Here is a 19,908-nt window from a genome sequence, read left to right as displayed (position 1 = left end):
CTGCTGCACGAAAGGCTCCCCCTCGAGCAGGAGCGTGACCAGCCAGCGGAAGAGGATATGTCATGACAACGCCAACCACCATCTACCCTGGACAATGGCGCATGGACAAGATTGAAGTCCTAAACTGGGGTACGTTCCAGAACCACTGGGACATCCCGCTGTCCCGCCAGGGATTTCTCATTACCGGCCCTTCTGGCTCGGGAAAGTCTTCGCTCTTGGACGCCGTCTCCTCGGTGCTGGTGCCGCGGAATCAGATTCGCTTCAACGCTGCCGCACAAGAGGGCGTCTCCCGGGGGCCACACGCTCGCAGTCTGGTGTCCTATGTTCGCGGGGCCTACCGTCGAGCCACCGACGTCGAAACGGGTGAAGTAGTCAGCACATATCTTCGTGAACAAGCCACGTATTCCGGGGTCAAGCTCAGTTTCTCGAATGGTATCGATCCGGAACCGGTCGTGTTGATCAAGCTCTACTATCTGCGTCGCGGAGCCACGCAAAACGCTGACGTCCAGGAACAGTCGATCATTCTGCGAGACGACCGAAAACTCACGGACTTTGGGCAGTTCATTGATTCTGGGATTAATGTTCGCCAGCTCAAACGCGAAATTCCCGAGGCCGAACTCATTACAGATCGCCATGCGACATTTGCCAACCGGTTTCGGCGCATGCTCAAAATTTCCGGAGAAAACGCACTGCGGCTACTGCACCGGACGCAGTCCGCAAAATCTCTCGGCAACCTGGACGAGCTGTTTCGTTCGTTCATGTTGGATGAGCCCAAAACCTTTCAGTTGGCCGAGACGGCTCGGGAACAATTTCAAGAACTGTCGCAAGCGCACAGCACCGTGGTCGATGCTCGTGAACAACGCGATGTCCTGCAAGCACTTCGCGAGCCCGCCGAGGCATACGATAAGGCACGCTCGGACAGCGAACATGCCGCATACCTACTGGCCGGGCTGGATGACTACACCGCCTTAACGAAACATGCACTCGTGACCAAGGAAATTGAAGACGCTCGGCTGAAAGTGACCGAGCGTCGTGATGCGTTTGAGATTGCTGAGCGTCGTCGGGCAGACACGATGGACGACCATAATTTGGCGACTCAGCAACTCTTAGAAGCCGGTGGCGGGGCACTACAAACACTAGAATCTCGTGTCGCAGCACAACAGGAATTAGTTCTCGCCACACAGCAAACTCGCAACGATTTACAACAACGACTGCTCCGGGTCAGCATTGAACTGCCCTATACGCAACGTGACTTTGAAGAACTCCGGACGCAAGCGGCCCATGATATTACCAACGCAACCCAGCGTCGCGAAGAACTTCAACGGCAGATGCTCGACATTGGGACACAGCGAGGCCAGAACGAACAGGCACGTAAGAACGTCCAAGCCGAACTGCGCTCGCTACAAGAATCATCATCCAATATGTCGCTTCGGCTGCAACAGGCGCGCAAAATTATTGCAGCGGCCGCGGGACTACCCGAGATGAGCCTGCCATTTGCCGGTGAGCTGATGGAAGTTCGTGAAGAATATCGGGACTGGACCGGGGCAATTGAACGAGTGCTCCGGCCTTTTGCCACCACATTGCTCATTCCACAAGCACACGCCAACAAGGTGTTAGCGGCCATCGATAGCCAGCACCTCGGCACTCGAGTCGTTTCTCAAGTCGTGCCGGCATCAGATCCAAGCCCCAGGGCATTGAACTATCCGGATTCCGTGGTCAATCGTGTGACCGTCGCCGATCATGCCATGCAGCCGTGGATTTATGCTGAGCTCACACACCGTTATGATTATCAGGCAGTTGAGCAAGCCAGCGACTTTGGTAATTACCAGCGTGCCGTCACGCGCGCAGGCCAAGTCCGACGCGGTGCGAATCGCTACGAAAAAGACGACCGGCATAATATCAATGACGCAACGCACTGGGTCATGGGCTTTACGAATAACGAAAAGCACGACCGGTTTTCTGATCAACTGCAGCAGCTCACCACAGAAGATGGGCAGTTGGAACAACGTCTCGACAAAATTGTGCAACGTCAGAACCACGAGCAGCGACGCTTGCATTTATTAGAGGATTTGGAAACGATCCGGTGGGAAGCTATTGATGTGGTGACTACCGAGATGCGGCGGGATGAGCTGCAAGCAAAGCTCGTTGAACTCCAGTCGTCCAATACCGATCTCATCGAGGCTCAACGCCGCGTCACCGAAGCAGCTTCGCGAAAAGCTGCTGCTGAGAAAACCTATGACGAAAAACTGCAGGCTCGCATGGCATCTGAAAATCACTTGCAGAGGCTCACCGAGATACTCGATGAATTAGATCAGCAAATTCACAAAGCCGATGTTGCAGACGACGTGACTGCCGAACTCGATGCGCTGTTTTTGGAGGTGTCAGAAACACGGCGTATTGCACACGATAAACTTGACCGCGTTTCCCGTCAGGTCTTGAATCAGTTGCATAAACAACAGCATCAGGCAGAGCGTATTGCTTCCGACGCGGGATCCAAGTTTCAGGGTATAGCCCAAGAATTCCGCACTCGGTGGGAAGCCATTGCGGCCAACCTGTCGGTGTTCATCGATGATCGGGCTGGATACAAAGACTTACTCGATCGGATCATTTCCGATGGGCCTTCTCGGTTCGAAGAAAGATTTTTTGAGCTGTTACAGACACAGTCTCGGAATAACATTGCCAATCTCGCGAGTGAAATTCGCGGCAATCTCGGTCGCGTCCAGGATCGCATCGCACCGATCAATGCGTCGCTGTCACGGTCAGAGTTCAATCCCAATACCTACCTGAATATTGTGGTGTTGAATAACCAGAATGAGAAGGCACGAGAATTCTTATCCGACCTGCACGAAATTTCATCGGGTTCATGGGCGGAACAAGATCGGGCGTCCGCAGAATCGCGTTTTCACACCATGAATTCCATTATGCAGAAGATCGGTTCGTCCGAACCGGCTGATCACACCTGGCGACGGCAAGTCCTGGACACCAGATATCATGTGCGATTCCGCGCCAAAGAAACTGATGGTGCTGGCACTGAAGTCGATGCCTTCGACTCGTCCGATGGGCTATCGGGCGGTCAGCAACAGAAACTGGTGACGTTCTGCCTCGCTGCAGCGCTGCGGTATCAGTTGGCCGGAGTTGACGCTGATGTACCCGGTTTCGCCACGGTCATGATGGATGAAGCCTTCGATAAGGCCGACAGTCGTTTTACTCGGTTAGCAATGGATATTTTCCAGGAATTTGGTTTCCACATGGTCCTCGCAACGCCGCTCAAACTGCTCGAAACCCTGGACGATTATATCGACGGGACCGCCGTCATCAGCATCGAAGATTCTCGGAAATCCAGAGTATCGTTGGTTACCGCAGATGCACCCGGTGAACCAGGGCAAGAGTCCGACCGTGACCAGCTGCCGATGGAAATTTATGCTGGCGATTCAGACAATGTTCCCACATCCGGCACCACGAAGCAAAACGGCGTCGACCAGATTGACGAATCCGTCAAGAGCCCTGAACCAGCTGAACCAGAGGGACTATGGTAAAGCGCGTTACACCAGCTGCTGCGATTGAAAGGCTCAAGAAAACCTACCATCGCCACGTGGGCCGCTGGGCGCTAGACAGCCTCGCCTATGCAACACCCGAGACCGCGATTGTCAGCTTTCCCCTCCACCCACCAACGCAGAAGCAAGCCATGGAAGAGCAGCAGGCTGCGATCACCTGGGTCGACTCGTGGCGTGCCCACGAGACGCCAGCCGACCACGTGGTCTGGGAATCCAGACAGTGGTCGTTACTTGGACGACAAGTCATACCGCTGCGGTTGGAAATCTCAGACCCAGAAGTACTCGCCAACGTCATAGGCAAAGCCAAACAGTGGACAACGCTGTTGCAAAGGTTCACTCGTTTATTGGAGACCTTCGACCGTTCAGCTTCCGAGGTAGGCACTGTGCTAGCGCGCAACGTCGATCTGATCTTGGCGCTCAGCGAGATAGACTTCCAACGCCTCGTGAGCGTCGTCGAATGGCTCGCCCAGCATCCGGAGTCGAACCTCTATAGCCGCCAACTGCCTATTCGCGGCGTCGATACCAAATGGCTAGACGCCAAGAGTGGACTCGTGACCGCACTACATGCTGCGAATACAGGTCGCGAACATTTAGGGCTTGCAACCAAACCCAGCCTGTGGCGGATTCGCGTTCTGGACCAGGCACTGCAACTCGGCCCACTCTCGGACATTTCTGCACCACTGGACCAACTTGCAGCGTTCGATATGGCACCATCACGGGTGCTCATCGTCGAAAATTTAATCTCGCTCCTCGCCCTACCCGCCATGCGCGACACCGTTGCGATCTTTGGGCGCGGCACCGCAGTACCCGAATTGGCAAAACTCCCCTGGCTCAACACAGCAGACGTGTATTACTGGGGTGACGTCGACACCCACGGTCTGCGGATTTTGCACACTTTGCGAGCGTCGGGCATCGAAACCACTTCCTTACTCATGGACCTGTCGACACTGCAACGATTCCAAAACCTCTGGGCTCATGAATCAAAACGGTTCACCGGTGACCTCGATATGCTCACCGTCGAAGAAGCCGAAACCTACGATTATCTCCGTGCCAACCCAGGAACACGACTCGAGCAAGAACGCATCGATTGGTCGTACGTACTAAAAGTACTGCACGACCAAGGGCTGCTGATTAAACCACTAGACTGAAACCCATGGCAAAACCCAGCGATTTTTCTTTCACCCTTGGCACGCGACTTGAAGGTGCACACGGCCGCACCGGTACTATTCACACACCTCACGGGGATATTCAGACCCCCGCATATATTCCCGTTGGCACCAAAGCTACCGTCAAAGCGGTGTTGCCCGAAGTGGTCAAAGATCTGGGCGCTCAAGCTGTGCTCTCCAACGCCTATCACCTGTACTTACAGCCGGGACCCGAGTTGCTCGATCAGCACGGCGGGCTGAGCAAATTCATGAACTGGCCGGGTCCGACCTTCACGGATTCCGGCGGCTTCCAAGTCATGTCCTTGGGGTCTGGTTTCAAGAAAGTCATTGATATGACCGGCCCGGAAGCACAGGGCAAAGTGGGCTCGGACGACGCGGTTGCCCCGGGCAAAGAACGTCTGGCGAATGTTGATGACGACGGGGTTTGGTTCACCTCGCACATCAATGGGGATCGGCACCGGTTTACCCCTGAAATCTCCATGAATATTCAGCATCAGCTGGGCGCCGACGTCATGATGGCCTTCGACGAGCTGACTACCCTGCACAATTCACGTGGCTACCAGGTGGAATCGTTGGAACGCACCCGTGGTTGGGCTCAGCGGAGTCTCGACGAGCACGCAAAACTCACACATACTCGCGCCCACCGCCCGTATCAGGCGCTCTACGGTGTGATTCAGGGCGCTCAGTATGAGGATCTACGTCGCAAAGCGTGCCAGGATCTGAGTGCCATGAGCGCGGATTTCGACGGTACCGAAGCCGGTTTCGACGGGTATGGACTCGGCGGTGCGTTCGAGAAAGAAAACCTCGGCACCATCGTCGGGTGGTGTGCAGAGGAACTGCCCGAAGAGAAACCTCGGCACCTGTTAGGTATTTCCGAGCCGGATGATTTATTCGCCGCGGTAGAGGCCGGCGCCGATACTTTCGACGCCGTCTCCCCTACCCGTGTTGCTCGCACCGGTGCGTTTTATACCGAATACGGGCGCATCAACTTACCGCGTGCACAGTTCGCCGCCGACCTGTCACCGCTGCAAGACGGTTGTGACTGCTATACGTGCGCCAACTATACGAAGGCCTACATCCGGCACCTGATCAAGGCCGATGAAATCCTATCTGGCACGCTGCTGTCGATTCACAATCTGCGGTTCACCATTCGGTTAGTAGATACGATTCGTCAGACGATCATCGACGGGGACTTCTATGAGTTCAAAGCGCAGATGCTGGGACGCTACTACTCGAAGTAACTGCTTGACCCACCGTGTACTTGCGGTCCGGCGATCGGCCGTTGACCAGGAAGTCGCCCAGGATGCGAGCGCGGTAGATCAACGGATTGTGGCTGGCCAGCACTCGCGCGTTGCGCCAGTGTCGGTCCAACGCTCTTGTCTGTGAGGTGGCCGATGCTCCACCCACTTCGAAGATCTTGGTTGCTATCTCGAGCGTGATCGGCGCGATAACCTGTTGGGCCTGGTATACCCGCGCGTACAGGGCATCAATCTCTGCTTCGGGCAGCAGCTCTCCACGTGCATCGGCTGCATAGTGTTCAGCTAATACCGGCGGGATCGCATGGAAGATCGTGGCAATACCTGCTGTCTTGGCCTCGAGTTCACCGAGTAGTTGGAGGACTTGTGGGTCCTGGCGGACGGTTTCGGCGGCTCCGTGGCTAAAGGTGCGGGTCCGGGATTGCACGTAGTGCGCGCCGTCGCGTATGACGGCCTGGGCAATACCTACCAGCGTGGCCAAATGCACGGTCTGCCAGGAGGCCTGCCCGTATGCGGTCCGTTCACCCGAGTCGAGACCGTATCCGACAGGAAACACATCATCGTCGTCAACGATGACATCGGTGAAGCGGGTGGTTCCAGAGGCGGTGAGTCGCTGCCCGAAACCGTCCCAATCATCTACGATTTCAACGCCGGGCGCCTCGGCCGCCACCATCAGCGAGACGGGTTCTTCGATCTCGCCGCTCGCAGCCACTGCGATCCAATCAGCGTAGCCGGTGCCTGTCGAGTAATACTTGGTGCCATTGAGCACCCACTGACCGCCGCGGCGTTCAAGACGCGTGATATTTTCGCCTTGTTGATTGCCACGCTCTGTTATTGCGTTACCGACGACAGCCCCGGCGCCCAGACGGCTGAGCCAGCGGTCGGTAAAGTCGTGCTGATCGTCGGTTCGGCTGAGCACGTCTTCAACGAAGCTCCAGTGTGCGCGAAGTGCTTGGGCCAGGTTCGAGTCGGCTGTTGCCAGCGCGATGAAAAATTCATAGGCCTCGGGTAACGATAAACCGTACCCACCGAATTGTTTTGGTATCCGCAGACGGGTAAAGCCTGCGTTGACAAGCTGTTGCACCGCCGCGGTGTCGATATCAGTTGCCGCATCTCGAGCTGGTGCGGTGGCCAAAATATCGTCGAATACCGGAGTGAGTTGTTCCCACAGGGAAAGAATCGTCTGGTTCATGCAGACTCCTGAAATGATCGTGGCGTCGCCAGAACATCGTCCGCGCACGGCGCCATACTTGCTGAGAACGTTCGGACTCAGCCGAATCATCATCTGGAGCACCCCACTATGACAAGAGGGTTGCTGGCTGATCAGCCAGGGCTTCATTGATCAGCACTCGTGATTCTGTTGATTTACATAACCAGATTCTTGCGAACAAGGCAAGGTTCTTTGAAACACAACGACATATTAATCGCCGGTGACGGTGCCGTAGTGTGGTTCAGCAACCTTAATTTTACGGATCGTCCACATGGTGACCGGTGCCAAGACGATCTCCACGGTGAATTTCCAGACCCATCCGATGAGCACGAACACGACGTACTGGCCGAAGGTCTCGATGCCGATGACAGTGGCCGCGATCGCGGAAAACGCGATGGTATCCAGTAATTCACCCACCACCGTGGATGCTGCGATCCGCCCGAAGAGGTATCGTTCGCCACTGCGACGCTTCATGGCCACCATGATCCAGGCGTTGGAGAGTTGCCCCACGAAAAATCCAACCAGCGATGCCAGCACAATCAGCGGGACTGGCCCGAGAGTACGGATCAGCGCTTCTTGGCCATCATAGAATTCGGCTGGCGGAAGGATAATGATAATCCAGTAGGTCAGCGATGCGAATGCTGCGATCAGAAACGTGGTGTAAATGACCCGTCGAGAGGCTTTGAAACCGTAGACCTCGGAGATGATGTCGCCGACGATGTACGCCACCGGGAATAAGAAGAATCCGCCGTCGGTGAGCAACGGCCCAATTTGTACACCCTTGGCTGCACCTATATTCGACAGGATAAAGACCACGGCCATGATGGCAAAGAGCACAGGATAAATATGGGAACTAATCGGTGCGAAGGTTCCTTGGAACTGCCCTTTGGCATGTTGTGTTTCGGGCACGAAGCGTCCTTAGAGAAAAACGTTGTCTCGCGACGGTGTCACGGCCTCAACGGCCCCGTACTCGGCTGCTGCCCCAGCCGGCGTTATAGTTCACAGATATTGTAATCAAGACTGCCCGGAAGTTTTGAATGGGTCGACACCGCGTGGCACAAAGATCATCGCAGTCGTGATGCCCACCGCAGAGGCTGTGACCGTCATCGTCCAGGACATCTGCCAGTTGCCCGCGGCAGCGGCAATTGCGGACAGGATGATGGGTCCCAAAAAATTTGCCAGGTTATAGAGCTGGGTCATCAACCCAATCACGGCTGCTGCTGAGCCACCCGGCGGGGCGATGTCCACGGCTTGGCGGGTCACAGTGGTTGGCACGAGTGCACCGGCGAATGAGAAAACAGCGGCAGCAAGCAGCGGCCACACCACGTGACCGGGCACATTCGACCAGTCAGGGGCAAATACGAGCGTGGAGGTGACGGCCATGGTGATCAAACCGGTTACCAGCAAGCGGCGTGGTGGGTGTCCGTGCTGCAACAGCACACCGGTGAGAATATTGGCTACCCCGTTGAGTCCGCCGACGACGGCAGTCGCAAGACCGACGACGATGGCGACGTTGACGGCGGAGCTCATGTCCACGGCTCCGAAGATGGTGGGCAAGAAACTCAGAATCGCACCCCACTGCAGAGTGTACGACGAGAAAATGATGCCCAACGCCCACGGCAACGGCGTTTTTACCGAGTTGCCGATCAAACGGCCGATGCGCTTAAAGTTGATAGCGCCCGGGCTGTCAGCGGGCACTTTTCGTAGAATCACCGGGATAAAGGCCAGGGTGGCACCACCCATGATGATCCACCAGATCTGCCAGGAGATCTCTGTGGCATTGAGCAGGACCGCTGAAATGCCCACCCCGAGAAATAATGCGATGCCTTGAAAGGCACCCCACCACCCCATTGCCGCGTTAACGCTTTGTACCGGGGCGAGCGCTCGGACCAATGCAGGAGCCGCAACAGTAATGAGAATAAATCCGATGCCCTCAATTGCTCGGGTAGTCATTAGCCAACCGGCGTTTATGCTGACCCCGCCGGCAAGCGAAGCAAGACCAGCCAGTGCCATGCCGACCACCAGGGTATATTTCGCACCGATACGTTCAGAAACGACCGAGGCGGCAAGCCCACCCAATGCGCCGGCCAACTGCACGACACCCACCAGAGTTCCAGCTGCTACCAGGCTGATGCCCAGATCAGTCCGGATATATTCCAAGGCAGATGGCAGTTTCCAAACGTGCATCGCCGCCAGGATGCCCGTCGCCACTACCACGGTCCATGCCCGAGCGCCAGATGTCGTTGTTGCCATAACGACCAAGCTTACTCCTCTGTTTTCAAAAAGCACTAGACTAAACGCTGTCAGTACCCGCGTGACCCCGTTCTAAGGCTCGTTGTGACCACACCCGTTCCAGAGAAGTACGATTCCGCCCCCAAACGTCGCCGCAATACCGGCCCAAGAGCCCGGCTTTCGATGTCGATTTATGGTTTCCTGGTGGCCTGGTTGGTACCCAACATTGTGATGGCTGCAATCGTCGTCATTCTCAATCTCCTACCAATTTCAGATACGGTCGGCGACTTGACGCCAATCCTGACGCTGGTGGGTCTCTCAGGGCTCATCCTGGGGTTGCCGCTTGCGTTGCTGGCGAACTGGCTTCTGCGGCATCAGCTCAACCAGTCCATCCACATCTTGGCTTACGCTATTATCGGCATGTTCTATGGTCTGACCGTGCTGACCGCTGGTGGCGAAGGCCTGATCCCCCTGTTAATTCCGTTGGTGGGTTTCCCGGCTGCAATTCTGATGGCGCTGGGCCGCTGGGCTGCTAGTTCATTCGTCTACGTGGTTGAACCAGAAACGTCAGAACAGCCCGCCGACGAGTAAATTGTCTCGCCGAGCGCTAACTCTGACGAAATATGACCTAGCAGACATGCGTTCATTGGCCTAGGCCATATAAGATGATGGCATGTATAACGTTCACTCACCCGCCGTCACCATGACCATCGCGGGGTCCGAGGCAACCGGCGGCGCCGGTGCCCAAGCAGACCTTCGCACGTTCCAAGAACTCGGTACCTACGGCACTGCCGCACTCACCTGCATCGTTGCGTACAACCCGCAGGACAATTGGAACCACCGACTCACGCGCATTGCACCCGAGGTATTAGAGCAGCAGCTAGAAGCTATCCAGGCGAATTTTGCCGGTCAGCTCGATACCGTAAAGCTCGGCATGATGGGGTCGGTTGAAACCATTGACGTTGTTGCCAAGGCACTGCAGTCCCAAGAGTGGAAGAACATTGTCTTGGACCCGGTCTTGATCTGTAAGGGTCAGGAACCCGGTGAAGCGCAAGACACCGACCACGCTCTCAAAACCAAGCTCCTGCCGCTGGCAACCGTCACCACTCCGAACCATTTTGAGGCAGAACAGCTCTCGGGTATGACGATCACAACCCTTGCCGAGCTCAAGGATGCCGCACGCAAAATCCACGATGATTCAGGTGTGGCGGTGCTCGCCAAAGGTGGCATTCGTCTTTCCGGGCCCGAAGCCGTCGATGTGTTCTATGACGGATCCGATCTGCAGGTTCTTGGCGTACCAAAGATCGGTAACCACGCTGTTTCCGGTGCCGGATGCTCCCTGGCTGCAGCCGTTGCCGCCGAACTCTCGAAGGGCCGCACAGCACTCGAGGCAGCCGAACGTGCCAAAGACTTCGTCACCGCAGGCATCAATCAGCGCATTGCTGCTGAGACCCCGTATGACATCATGTGGCAGGGTGGACTACGCCGTAAACCACAGCAGGTTGTTTCACCCGAGTAACTCGGCGAGGACTAACGCTGATCCTGACGCAGTGGATGGTCGTGCGGAATCTGTACCAGCACGATCTGTACTCCGTCAGGGTCAGCGATCCAGGCTTCGATCAGACCCCAGTGTTCCGTTTGAGGTTCGCGCAACATGGTCACGCCTTGTGTTGCCAGTCGCTCGTACTCAACCTCAACGTCGCGAACCTGCATCCATAGCGAGAGTTGCGGGGTGGCTATCGTTTCTTCAGCCTGGCCGGAAACTTCTAACAAGCCGTTGCCGCAGAAAAACACCATACCCGGACGCTCTGGCGGCCCAAAGATTCGAAAGACCGCGAGGCCAAGTGTATCCCGATAGAACGCTTGAGTACGTTCAAGGTGTTTCGGTCGCAGCAATGTTCGGCTACTAAGAATCTCCATGCAGGTCTCCAATTAGATAAAATCACGTGCAACCGTGGTGTTCCAGGTTTTCGAAGCCACGCGGCTGTCATTCTCGTAGGCATCAAGTTCAGCGTAAATGTGGAACGCGTCGACGGTCGAGGTCAGCACAGTTTTGGTTCGGGTCTGAATATTCCACCCTTCACGTTCAAAACCCATATGCCAAACGGTTTCACCGCGCACCGAGTTCATATCGCCATCTGCGAAGGTGTACCGCTCGACTGCCCTGCGTTTCAGGTCAAGGTCGATATCTTCAAATCGAACCACACCGAGATCTTTGACCACTTCCAATTTACCCGTCAAGTCTGCCAGGTTCCGACTGATGTTCCAGTCGTGCTCACCTGGTTCTAGCTGCAATGTCTCAAGGGGTGGGGCGCCCTCTGGCGGCCTGAACGTCGGGGTCAGGTCGGCGTCGTCATCGATCGAGGTGGGCCGAACCGGCAGGACTAGACTACTTTCGTTTGGATCAACCGTGAGCCGGAACTTTTTAGGAGAAGGCCACACGACCGGCCAATAGGACGTGGATATCGACACCCGAAGCCTATGTCCGGCGGGAAACGATTGCGCCAGACCATTGAGTTGAACCGTCACGGTCTGCTTTTGCCCGGGTTCAAGGGGTTGCGGATTATCTGCGCTCACAAAGTGGTTCAGATTCAGCACACCATAACTCACCCGTGTTGCCGCATCGTCTGGTGCGACATCGGAAAGCCGCACCGCGACCATGGCCACCGGCTGATCGGCAGATAAGCTGAGTTCGACGGTCGGAGCGCCCAATAATTCCAGGCGCTCTTCGAGGGGATCACTATCGAACACCATTGCCCCGCCGTCTTCCTCGCGTTGGTCATAGGGCATATCTGGCGGCGCATTATATGAGCACCATTTGCCCCCGTACTGTCCAAGTGACAGTGGCGACTGAACAGTAAGCTCGGGGCTTTTCGGAAACTTGTCACGCGCTGCTTCAGACTCGAAGATGCGATGCCGCCCCAAGGGGTAGCGTTCTTCAACAATGCGGGAACTTGGCCAGCTTGGCTCCCCAACCCAACGGCCGGGCCGATCCTCATACGTGGTTGCCGGGGCGACAGAATCTTGCATCCAGATGGACAGTTGTGGGCCGTCCATAGCTCCGTTGTCTTTGTCGTCTTTAAGCCAGTGATCCCACCAATCCACCATTTCTTGAAGAAAGCCAATGGCCGGTCCCGGTTGTCCCAGATGCGGATACTTATGGCTCCACGGTCCGATCAAACCGCGCGTCGGGACCTCAAGTCCGCGCAGCAGACGGAATACGGCGTTCGAATACCCATCGGCCCAGCCGCTGACGGCAAAAACGGGGACTTCGATATCGGAGTAGTCCTCGTTGATGGATCCGTGACGCCAATACGCGTCTTTCCGCTGGTGCTGCAACCAGGTCTCCAGCCAGAGGCCGCTGTGTTCGATGCGGTCTTGCCACATTTCGCGCCAGCGCTCCCCTACGAGATCTGGATCGGGTGGCGACGCGTTATAGGCAAACATGGTTGATGCCCAGGACAGGTTGTCCGTTAAAAGACAACCGCCCATGTAATGCACGTCGTCGTAGTAGCGGTCATCGGTCGAGCAAACCGTAACCACGGCACCGAGCCCTTTGGGACGACGAGCAGCTACTTGGAGCCCGTTGAAACCGCCCCAGGAGATACCCATAATCCCGGTGCGACCGTTACACCAGGGTTGTTCAATCAGCCAGGCGAGCACTTCTTCGACGTCGTCGAGTTCTTGCTCTAAATATTCATCGGTGAGCACTCCTTCAGAGTCGCCACTACCTCGCAGGTCGACGCGTAAACAGGCGTATCCGTGGCCGGCCATATACGGGTGGTGAATCGAATCACGGACGGCAGTGAGGTCACGTTTACGGTACGGGATCATTTCCAATACCGCGGGTACAGGGTCCTCTCCGGCCGAGACGGGTTTCCACAGCCGCGCAGCCAGTCTGGTCCCATCGCTCATCGGGATCCAGAGGTGTTCGGTCTCTTCGATTGAGGTTGGCAACGAGGTAACTGTTCGCATCATGCTCCTTCCACGTCATCATCGATTTCGATCGTTAAGGCGTCACAACACGCGTCGTAGATTTCACGGAGTTGTTGTTCAGTCTCTCCCGCGATAAAAATCTCAGCCAGGGTAAAGCTATAGCTGTCCTCGGTGTCAGCATCAGAAAGGCGCGCGCCTTCTTCGACCACGACTTCAATGTCTACATTGTCGTAGTGTTGTTCAATAGCCTTGACTTCGTCTGCTGTTGGAACGCTCCGGACAACGCCGTCTTGGAAATGCCGTAGCATCCATTTTGCTGCAATCGCGTGTTTGCCGTGTCGTCTTGGCATCTGTGGTTCGCGGCCGAGGGCGAGGTCAAGCATGACGGCGTGGTTTGGTTGACCATCTACCCAGTGGAACATTTGGGCATGCGACTGCGAATGGCGGCTATTGATCTCGAGCAGTTTGAGTCGCTCGGCTGATGCATCCCAAAAGTATTCAATATTGAATGTGCTGTTGGTGAGTCCTACCGCCGAGATGATGCGCCGGCTGACATTGTGAATATATTGCTGCACCGGTTCCGGCAGTGTTGACGGGTACTGGTATTTCAGAAAACTCGGAGCATTGTCGTAGTTGAAGGAGTCGACCAACCCAATAATTTCGACCTCGTCGCCCCAAGAATAGCCTTCTAGCGTGTATTGCTGGCCCTGTGCCGCTTCCTCGACCATGTATGCGCCACCCGGGATGTCGGCGATTTCGGCTGGCAGGTCTAGCATTTCCAAAACGTCGTCAAAAGCTCCGCCGATGCGTTCCGGGGCATCACGTTCTTCTGCAAGCGCTTCTTGGAGTTCGCTCTCATTATCCACCCGGTGGGCGCCCTCGGAGGAGAAAGACTTTATGGGTTTGAGCCAGGCCGGGTATGTCATGTGCACTGGCAACTTGGCCGAGGGATCGTGCACATCAATGAGGTCAAAACCCGGGTACTCGTCGATAACTTTTTGTTGTTCGATCCGGCTCCAATACTTGTGTTCACACCGTACGACGCTGGCAAGTGGCTTTGATGGGAGCCCGTAGCGGTCACAGAGGATGGGTACCATCATAGAAACCGGGAAATCCCAATACCCTACGATGGCATCAATTGGGCCGTCGAAAGCGTCTAATTGCTCTTGCGCTTGTGCGAGTAAATCAGTAAAAGAGATGACCCCACTTTGGAGATCTTCGAGCGATAAAATTCCGTGAAAGCTATATTGATCGGCATCTGGAAGAGTGGCTAGTTCAGCGTAGCCGGGTTCATCCAACCCGAGGACAAAAATGTTTTGCGTCATGCGCTGCGCCTCCTGGTTGCCGTGAAGGGACGAGGCCCACCTTGGCTTGTGGGCTCAAACCTAACACACAGCGCGAGGCGCAGGAAGGGCAGAGTCTAATGCAAAATATGTCGCGGGGTTCAGTCAGTAGCGACCTCTGTAGCGCCACCGAGCTCAGCAGGTGAACTTTCGGCCTCGGAGGTTTGCGCGACTTCGACTGGCTGTGATTCAGGTTCCGTTTCAGCTACAGCTGGTTCGCCGGAAGGTTCTGCAGTCGGCTCTGCTGCAGCCGTATCTTGGTCACCCTCCTGTTCTTGGGGGTCCTCTTGTTCCTCGGCTTCATCTTGTTGCTGTTGCTCATCCGGCTGGTCCTCAACCGGTGCCGGAGCATCCGGTGAGGGCGAATTTTCCAACGTATCTGCCTCTTGAAGATCAGCCCGCTTGTCTTGAGCATCTTCAACGAGTCCACGAATCTCTTCGAGGTCGCCCTCCAAGGTCGTGATGTACTCTTGCTTTGCATCGCCCCACGCAAGTGCGGCAACGGAGTCATCATTTTCGGTGTCAGGAATTGCTGTCAGCACGGCGACAGCCTCCTGGGCCCCCGCGCGAAGGTTATTTAGTTCACCAATATATTTCGTCAGCTCAGTTACGTCGTTGGCCTGTGGAGTCGGTGGTAACTCATCGAGCTTTGCTAGTACCGGCTCAACATAGGATGGCAAGGTGCAGTCTGCGTCCTTGGAAAAAATGCCGCGCTCAGCATCACGGGCTTGTTGCTGGGCGTCCTGCAGTTCTTCCAATTTTTCCGGATCGTCAACCGAAGCAGGATCCACCACTGCATAGCCCGATTTCACCATTTCCAAGCCAAGGTCGTTCCCGGCGTGATAGATGTCAGCCCACAACTCACCGTTCGGAGCATTCGCGTAGGCTTCGATCTCTACATCAAGTGATGTACCTTCGCCGGCTAGGCCCTGCAGATGCTCCGTAGCTTGTTGTGCCATACACGTATCAAGGGTCTCAGGAACATCTTCTTCCTTTGGCAACGGTGCTCGAACATTCTGAAAGCGAATGACGTCCAGTCCGGTCGTACGGTTAACTTCCATAGATTGACCGGTCAACACCGAACTGACGACCACCGGGTCGTCTCCCCGGGTCATGGCTTTTACCACCGAGGTGATGGTGAGTGCCAGCATAACGACGGCAACCACCACGAAGGTAATCATGACTGGTGTAGTCAGGCGACTCGTGCGCCGAGTAGACGGTTTTGGCATAACTTTTCTTGCTACCTAGGAAACAGAGGATGAGCCAACATGTCGCTGGCTCCATCAGATTCTACAGTGGACAGTGTTCCTGACCTAGTTCGCCGTACGTAGTGGCAATGGACCGCAGAAACTCACGGTACAAATGTGTTCCAGTATAAATGTGTGCGCTCCACCGCACAGGAATAGCTGACAAGCTTACAGTGAGTTTCTAAGCTGGAAGAGTCCGCAGCACGACGGTAGAAAGAAGTTTGTTGTGACCATTCAACCTAGATTAGAACGTACTATTACGGCAGAGCAGCAGGCGATAAACGAGTCGTCGACACGGGAGCCTGCCGAAAAGCTACCGGCCAGTGCGGTCGGATATGCGTTGAAGCGTGCGGTACAGAAATTCTTGTTGGATAAGGGAACTGACCGCGCAGCTATCCTCACGTATTTTGCGGTGCTCTCCTTGGCCCCGACACTGCTGGCTGTGTTTTCTATTTTGACCCTGATCTTAGCTTCAGCTGCGGGCGCCATTGAAAATTTCACTCAAGACTTAGTTGAGCAGACGGTTCCGGCCGAGTACCAAGATATGGCGTTGAACCTCGTCAATACGATGACCGAGTCAGCATCCGGCGGTGTAATCGCTCTGATTGTCGGTATTCTCGTGGCACTGTGGTCGGCTTCAGCATATGTAAAAGCCTTTACCCGCAATATGAACCACATCTACGGTGTCGTCGAAGGTCGTCCATTTGTGCGCCTGACTCTAACCATGTTGCTCACAACATTAACCGTCGTCATCATTGTGGTCGCCGTGTTAATCTCGCTGGCATTGAACACCACGATCATTGACGCGGTATTTGCACCGATAGCCCAAGCCATGGGCGCACAAGGCGCACTAGACGCCATGACCGAAACATTCCTACCAATCTGGGCTTGGGTAAAATACCCGGTCGTGCTCATCCTCGTCATGCTACTCACGGGCGTGCTCTACCACTTCACCGGAAACGTTGAACGCCGCTTCCGCCTCTTTTCCGCCGGCTCGATTTTTGCGGTTGTGGGCATCATCGTGGCTGGAATTGCCATGATCATTTATCTCACCTATTTCGCTTCGTACTCCTCATACGGTGCGATCGGGACGGTTATGGCCATCCTGTTCGTCGTCTGGGTGTTCAACATCGTGCTGTTCCTGGGGGCTGAAATTGATGTAGAAATTCTTCGGGCCCGCCAGCTCGTTGCTGGCATTCCTGCTGAGGAAGCTCTCCAAATGCGCCCACGCTCGGTAGCTACCGTGGAAAAGCAAGCTGAGAAGAATCAGCAAACGATCGAAGGTGGCAAGGTCCTTCGCCGCACCTATTCCGTGTTCAACGACCAGGACACGGATCGAAGATGATGCTCGGTTGGTTTTTCTAGGCTCTAGGTAAGACAAAGGCGCCGCCCCGAACATTTTCGGGGCGGCGCCTTTGTCTAGTGTAAGTTATTTTTTGTCTTTGCCGCGATCCAGACCGAGACGAGTCAGTGGGACACCGTCAATGGCACCATCAATGGTCTTCTCCGCTTCTTCGTGATCCACGTCTAGCACGAGGGCAACCTCAGAGACGACCATGTCTTTGGCTTCCTGGTACAGGTTGCGCTCGGCCATGGAGAGATCTTTTTCTTGCTGACGACGGTAGAGGTCACGGGCGACTTCTGCCACGTTGTCGAGGTCACCGGTGGCGAGTTTTTCGCGCAATGCCTTCAACCGGCGTGACCACTGCTTTTCGAGTTTGTCACCGGTTTTTGCCAACAATGACATGAGCTTCCGCAGCCGGGTGTGGCTGGCCAGGTCACGGACACCGATTTCAGACAGGCTGTCTTCGGGGACGGCGATCTGCAGGCGCTGATCTTCTACTTCCAGCACCACGTACTCGACGTCTTCACCTTTGACCTTCCTGGTTTTACGCTCAACGACCTCTGCAGGACCGTGCTGAGGGTGAACTACAAATTTACCAAGGGTCAGACGCATGTGCGGTGGGCACCTTTCGTTCGGCAGGGTGACAAGCTGTGGGATTCAGAACGAAAAAAGACACAGCTGTCGCAAACAGTCTAGCTATATAACTCTAACAGCGGCATGTTGAAACAGCCAAGCTGCCGATCCGAAAATTGGCCTAGCGGCTGAAATGTTGTTGTGCAGCTAAGAACTCATAGACTGCGACATCGTCGACGCCGGGGAAAGCACCGGGAGGCATGGCTGCAAGCATATGCGCGTTTGTCCGTGCAGCAGGCCAGGCGTGACCACCCCATTGCGCTTCGAGTTCAGCCGATGGCGTTCTGCAGCACGTCGGATCAGGGCAGTTGGAGCGCGAGCGCTCAGCCGTGTCTGCACCTCGGAACCACCTCGCGTGATTAAAAGGGATCCCTACCGAGAGCGAAAACAATGCGGACTGTGACGGTTCGACCACTGCAGTACACCAGTAGGTGCCAACCGATGTGTCAGTGTATTGGTTGAAAGGCCGAAAACGATCACTGGTGCCAAACACCTCCCGGCACGTCCAGTACCGGCAGGCTGCTTGTCCCTCGATCGCACCGATGGAGTCCACCGGAAAGTTCACACCGTCATTTTCATAGGCTTTATGTAGGACACCCGATTCGTGGACTTTCTGGAAGTGACATTCGATATCCAGGTGGTGCGTGGCCAGATTCGTAAACCGGTGCGCTGCTGCTTCGTAGGACACCGAATAGGCATCTCGAATGTCTTCAATGGCGATGTCGCGGTCCTTCTTGCGCTGCTTCAGCTGCTTAACCAAAGATTTTTCTGGCATCATCAGCGCGGCAGTGACATAGTTCGTTGAAACTCTCTGTCGCAGGAAGTCCTTGTAGTCCACCGGTTCCCCATGACCCAGGACATATGAAACCAACGCTTGCAGCGCAACGGACCGCGGATCGTGGTCAGGATTCCGCGCATCGGCAAGGAAGATGACACGATTCTTCAGGTCTGTCACCGACCGAGTTGAGTGCGGCAGCGATGAAACGAATCGCAATTCAAAATTCAGGTGATCGGCGATATCTGCAATGGCATGGTACGACAGCGGGCCCTCATCATGCCCGACCGCCGACAGGAGCTCATGAGCCTGCCGCTCAAGGTCAGCATAATAATTATTCCGCTCGCGCTGTTCTTTGCGCATGGAGACATTTGCTCGACGGGCCTCTTCTGGAGTCGCAGCTTGCTCCGCAGACTGCCGACGCAATTCACGCGTGAGTCCATCAATTGCTTCAAGTACGGGTGTTGGGGTTCCAGAAGAGATTCGAAGGGCCGGCAGCCCCATTGCCTGCCAGTGTCGAGTGCGTTGAGCTTTTTCTACCGAGATTTCGAGTGCTGCTCGCGCGGAGGGCGCTTCGGGCTGGAGGAAATCGCCCACTTCCACACCGAGGATGTCAGCCCCACGGGTCAAAAGAGAAACTTTTGGTTCTCGCTTCCCATTTTCAATCATCGACAAGTGCGACGCAGTGGCGCCTAACTGGCTTGCTAGCTCACCTAAGGTCATGTTCGCAGCAGTGCGGAAATGGCGGAGCCGATGACCAAGAATCACTGGATCAATCTTGGAGGGTGATACCGTCTCGGAAATGTGAGGATAATTCTGCGACTCTGAGTTTGTGGTTGAGGCCATAAGAGCAGTGTAGTAAATATTTGCAATTCTTCACAGGGAAACAGAGAGATCACGAAAGTTTTAAGAGACAGCCCTCCCAAAATTGCAAAAAGTAGACGCGCGTTCACAACCTCCTGAAAAGATTTTTTATGCGTTATCGCACTCAAAACACCTCAGACACAAAAACACAACTGATATCACTGGATTATTCACTGTTAATTTACCCCATTTTTTCACTTTTTCCAGAGGTGCCGCCGAGAAAAATGAAAAACTCTCCAGAAATCGAGAAAATTTCTTGTACAAAAATTTTTAGGGATATTTTCATACGATGCACCTATTGTCACGTTGAAATCCACGGCAGAGTAGTTCCTACAGCGATCGCAACG

The 19,908-nt window shown here is 55.2% G+C and carries 15 protein-coding genes and 1 riboswitch; of the genes, 6 read left to right on the top strand and 9 right to left on the bottom strand.

Annotated elements, in window-relative coordinates:
• Positions 1-62 precede the first annotated feature (62 nt).
• Genes G583_RS0107225 through tgt form a run of 3 tightly spaced genes read left to right on the top strand, consistent with a single transcriptional unit; the run spans position 63 to position 5,961 of the window.
• Positions 63-3,536 carry an ATP-binding protein gene (locus tag G583_RS0107225; protein WP_022870519.1) on the top strand — a complete coding sequence of 1,158 codons (3,474 nt, stop codon included), beginning with the start codon at positions 63-65 and terminating at the stop codon, positions 3,534-3,536.
• Positions 3,530-4,702, top strand: coding sequence for a Wadjet anti-phage system protein JetD domain-containing protein (locus G583_RS14920; RefSeq protein ID WP_022870518.1), 1,173 nt, complete (start codon positions 3,530-3,532; stop codon positions 4,700-4,702). The genes G583_RS0107225 and G583_RS14920 overlap by 7 nt, the downstream gene beginning before the upstream one ends.
• Positions 4,703-4,707: 5 nt before the next feature.
• The gene (gene tgt / locus G583_RS0107215; protein WP_022870517.1) at positions 4,708-5,961 is read left to right on the top strand and encodes a tRNA guanosine(34) transglycosylase Tgt; all 1,254 of its coding nucleotides are present in this window, start codon (positions 4,708-4,710) and stop codon (positions 5,959-5,961) included.
• Here the strand turns inward: tgt and G583_RS14915 are convergent.
• The 3 genes from G583_RS14915 to G583_RS0107200 all read right to left on the bottom strand — a co-directional run bounded on the left by G583_RS14915 (position 5,924) and on the right by G583_RS0107200 (position 9,439).
• Positions 5,924-7,168: an acyl-CoA dehydrogenase family protein gene (locus G583_RS14915; RefSeq protein ID WP_022870516.1), complete on the bottom strand. Its 1,245-nt coding sequence runs from the start codon at positions 7,166-7,168 to the stop codon at positions 5,924-5,926. The two genes, tgt and G583_RS14915, sit on opposite strands and share 38 nt — an antisense overlap.
• Before the next feature lie 49 nt (positions 7,169-7,217).
• A riboswitch (SAM riboswitch) is annotated at positions 7,218-7,333 on the bottom strand.
• Positions 7,334-7,396: 63 nt separating this feature from the next.
• Complete coding sequence (locus G583_RS0107205) at positions 7,397-8,095, bottom strand: queuosine precursor transporter (protein WP_022870515.1); 699 nt, start codon at positions 8,093-8,095, stop codon at positions 7,397-7,399.
• Between the two features lie 105 nt (positions 8,096-8,200).
• Positions 8,201-9,439: an MFS transporter gene (locus G583_RS0107200; protein ID WP_022870514.1), complete on the bottom strand. Its 1,239-nt coding sequence runs from the start codon at positions 9,437-9,439 to the stop codon at positions 8,201-8,203.
• Between the two features lie 84 nt (positions 9,440-9,523).
• Between G583_RS0107200 and G583_RS0107195 the strand changes: the two genes are divergently transcribed.
• Both G583_RS0107195 and thiD read left to right on the top strand, forming a co-directional pair.
• The gene (locus G583_RS0107195; protein WP_022870513.1) at positions 9,524-10,009 is read left to right on the top strand and encodes a hypothetical protein; all 486 of its coding nucleotides are present in this window, start codon (positions 9,524-9,526) and stop codon (positions 10,007-10,009) included.
• Between the two features lie 82 nt (positions 10,010-10,091).
• A complete protein-coding gene (thiD, locus tag G583_RS0107190) occupies positions 10,092-10,937 on the top strand; it encodes a bifunctional hydroxymethylpyrimidine kinase/phosphomethylpyrimidine kinase (RefSeq protein WP_022870512.1) in 846 nt (281 codons plus the stop codon).
• Positions 10,938-10,948: 11 nt separating this feature from the next.
• On the opposite strand, the gene G583_RS0107185 is transcribed toward thiD, so the two are convergent.
• The 4 genes from G583_RS0107185 to G583_RS0107170 form a co-directional block, all read right to left on the bottom strand.
• Complete coding sequence (locus tag G583_RS0107185) at positions 10,949-11,338, bottom strand: VOC family protein (RefSeq protein ID WP_022870511.1); 390 nt, start codon at positions 11,336-11,338, stop codon at positions 10,949-10,951.
• A 12-nt stretch (positions 11,339-11,350) separates the two neighbouring features.
• Positions 11,351-13,396 (bottom strand): CocE/NonD family hydrolase, encoded by a 2,046-nt coding sequence (locus G583_RS0107180; RefSeq protein WP_245540583.1) that lies wholly within the window; start codon positions 13,394-13,396, stop codon positions 11,351-11,353.
• Positions 13,393-14,679: an ATP-grasp domain-containing protein gene (locus G583_RS0107175; RefSeq protein WP_022870509.1), complete on the bottom strand. Its 1,287-nt coding sequence runs from the start codon at positions 14,677-14,679 to the stop codon at positions 13,393-13,395. The genes G583_RS0107180 and G583_RS0107175 overlap by 4 nt, the downstream gene beginning before the upstream one ends.
• Positions 14,680-14,798: 119 nt before the next feature.
• Complete coding sequence (locus G583_RS0107170; protein WP_022870508.1) at positions 14,799-15,926, bottom strand: thermonuclease family protein; 1,128 nt, start codon at positions 15,924-15,926, stop codon at positions 14,799-14,801.
• A gap of 244 nt (positions 15,927-16,170) precedes the next feature.
• Between G583_RS0107170 and G583_RS0107165 the strand changes: the two genes are divergently transcribed.
• Positions 16,171-17,289 carry a YihY/virulence factor BrkB family protein gene (locus G583_RS0107165; RefSeq protein ID WP_022870507.1) on the top strand — a complete coding sequence of 373 codons (1,119 nt, stop codon included), beginning with the start codon at positions 16,171-16,173 and terminating at the stop codon, positions 17,287-17,289.
• Between the two features lie 84 nt (positions 17,290-17,373).
• On the opposite strand, the gene G583_RS0107160 is transcribed toward G583_RS0107165, so the two are convergent.
• Positions 17,374-17,901, bottom strand: coding sequence for a CarD family transcriptional regulator (locus G583_RS0107160; protein WP_022870506.1), 528 nt, complete (start codon positions 17,899-17,901; stop codon positions 17,374-17,376).
• 142 nt (positions 17,902-18,043) lie between these two features.
• Positions 18,044-19,543, bottom strand: a complete 1,500-nt coding sequence (locus tag G583_RS0107155) for a helix-turn-helix transcriptional regulator (protein ID WP_022870505.1) — start codon at positions 19,541-19,543, stop codon at positions 18,044-18,046.
• Between the last annotated feature and the right edge of the window lie 365 nt (positions 19,544-19,908).

The sequence above is a fragment of the Yaniella halotolerans DSM 15476 genome (assembly GCF_000420805.1).
Taxonomy (GTDB): Bacteria; Actinomycetota; Actinomycetes; order Actinomycetales; family Micrococcaceae; genus Yaniella; species Yaniella halotolerans.
The sequence above is the reverse complement of the archived record's forward strand: the minus strand, read 5'-3'. Positions and strand labels throughout refer to the sequence as shown.

Bases quoted from the DNA above. Each gene is read 5' to 3' on its own strand.
- G583_RS0107180 (WP_245540583.1), bottom strand. From the start codon at position 13,396: ATGATGCGAACAGTTACCTCGTTGCCAACCTCAATCGAAGAGACCGAA.
- tgt (WP_022870517.1), top strand. From the start codon at position 4,708: ATGGCAAAACCCAGCGATTTTTCTTTCACCCTTGGCACGCGACTTGAA.
- thiD (WP_022870512.1), top strand. From the start codon at position 10,092: ATGTATAACGTTCACTCACCCGCCGTCACCATGACCATCGCGGGGTCC.
- G583_RS0107175 (WP_022870509.1), bottom strand. From the start codon at position 14,679: ATGACGCAAAACATTTTTGTCCTCGGGTTGGATGAACCCGGCTACGCT.
- G583_RS0107225 (WP_022870519.1), top strand. From the start codon at position 63: ATGACAACGCCAACCACCATCTACCCTGGACAATGGCGCATGGACAAG.
- G583_RS14920 (WP_022870518.1), top strand. From the start codon at position 3,530: ATGGTAAAGCGCGTTACACCAGCTGCTGCGATTGAAAGGCTCAAGAAA.
- G583_RS0107185 (WP_022870511.1), bottom strand. From the start codon at position 11,338: ATGGAGATTCTTAGTAGCCGAACATTGCTGCGACCGAAACACCTTGAA.
- G583_RS0107200 (WP_022870514.1), bottom strand. From the start codon at position 9,439: ATGGCAACAACGACATCTGGCGCTCGGGCATGGACCGTGGTAGTGGCG.
- G583_RS14915 (WP_022870516.1), bottom strand. From the start codon at position 7,168: ATGAACCAGACGATTCTTTCCCTGTGGGAACAACTCACTCCGGTATTC.
- G583_RS0107160 (WP_022870506.1), bottom strand. From the start codon at position 17,901: ATGCGTCTGACCCTTGGTAAATTTGTAGTTCACCCTCAGCACGGTCCT.
- G583_RS0107170 (WP_022870508.1), bottom strand. From the start codon at position 15,926: ATGCCAAAACCGTCTACTCGGCGCACGAGTCGCCTGACTACACCAGTC.
- G583_RS0107155 (WP_022870505.1), bottom strand. From the start codon at position 19,543: ATGGCCTCAACCACAAACTCAGAGTCGCAGAATTATCCTCACATTTCC.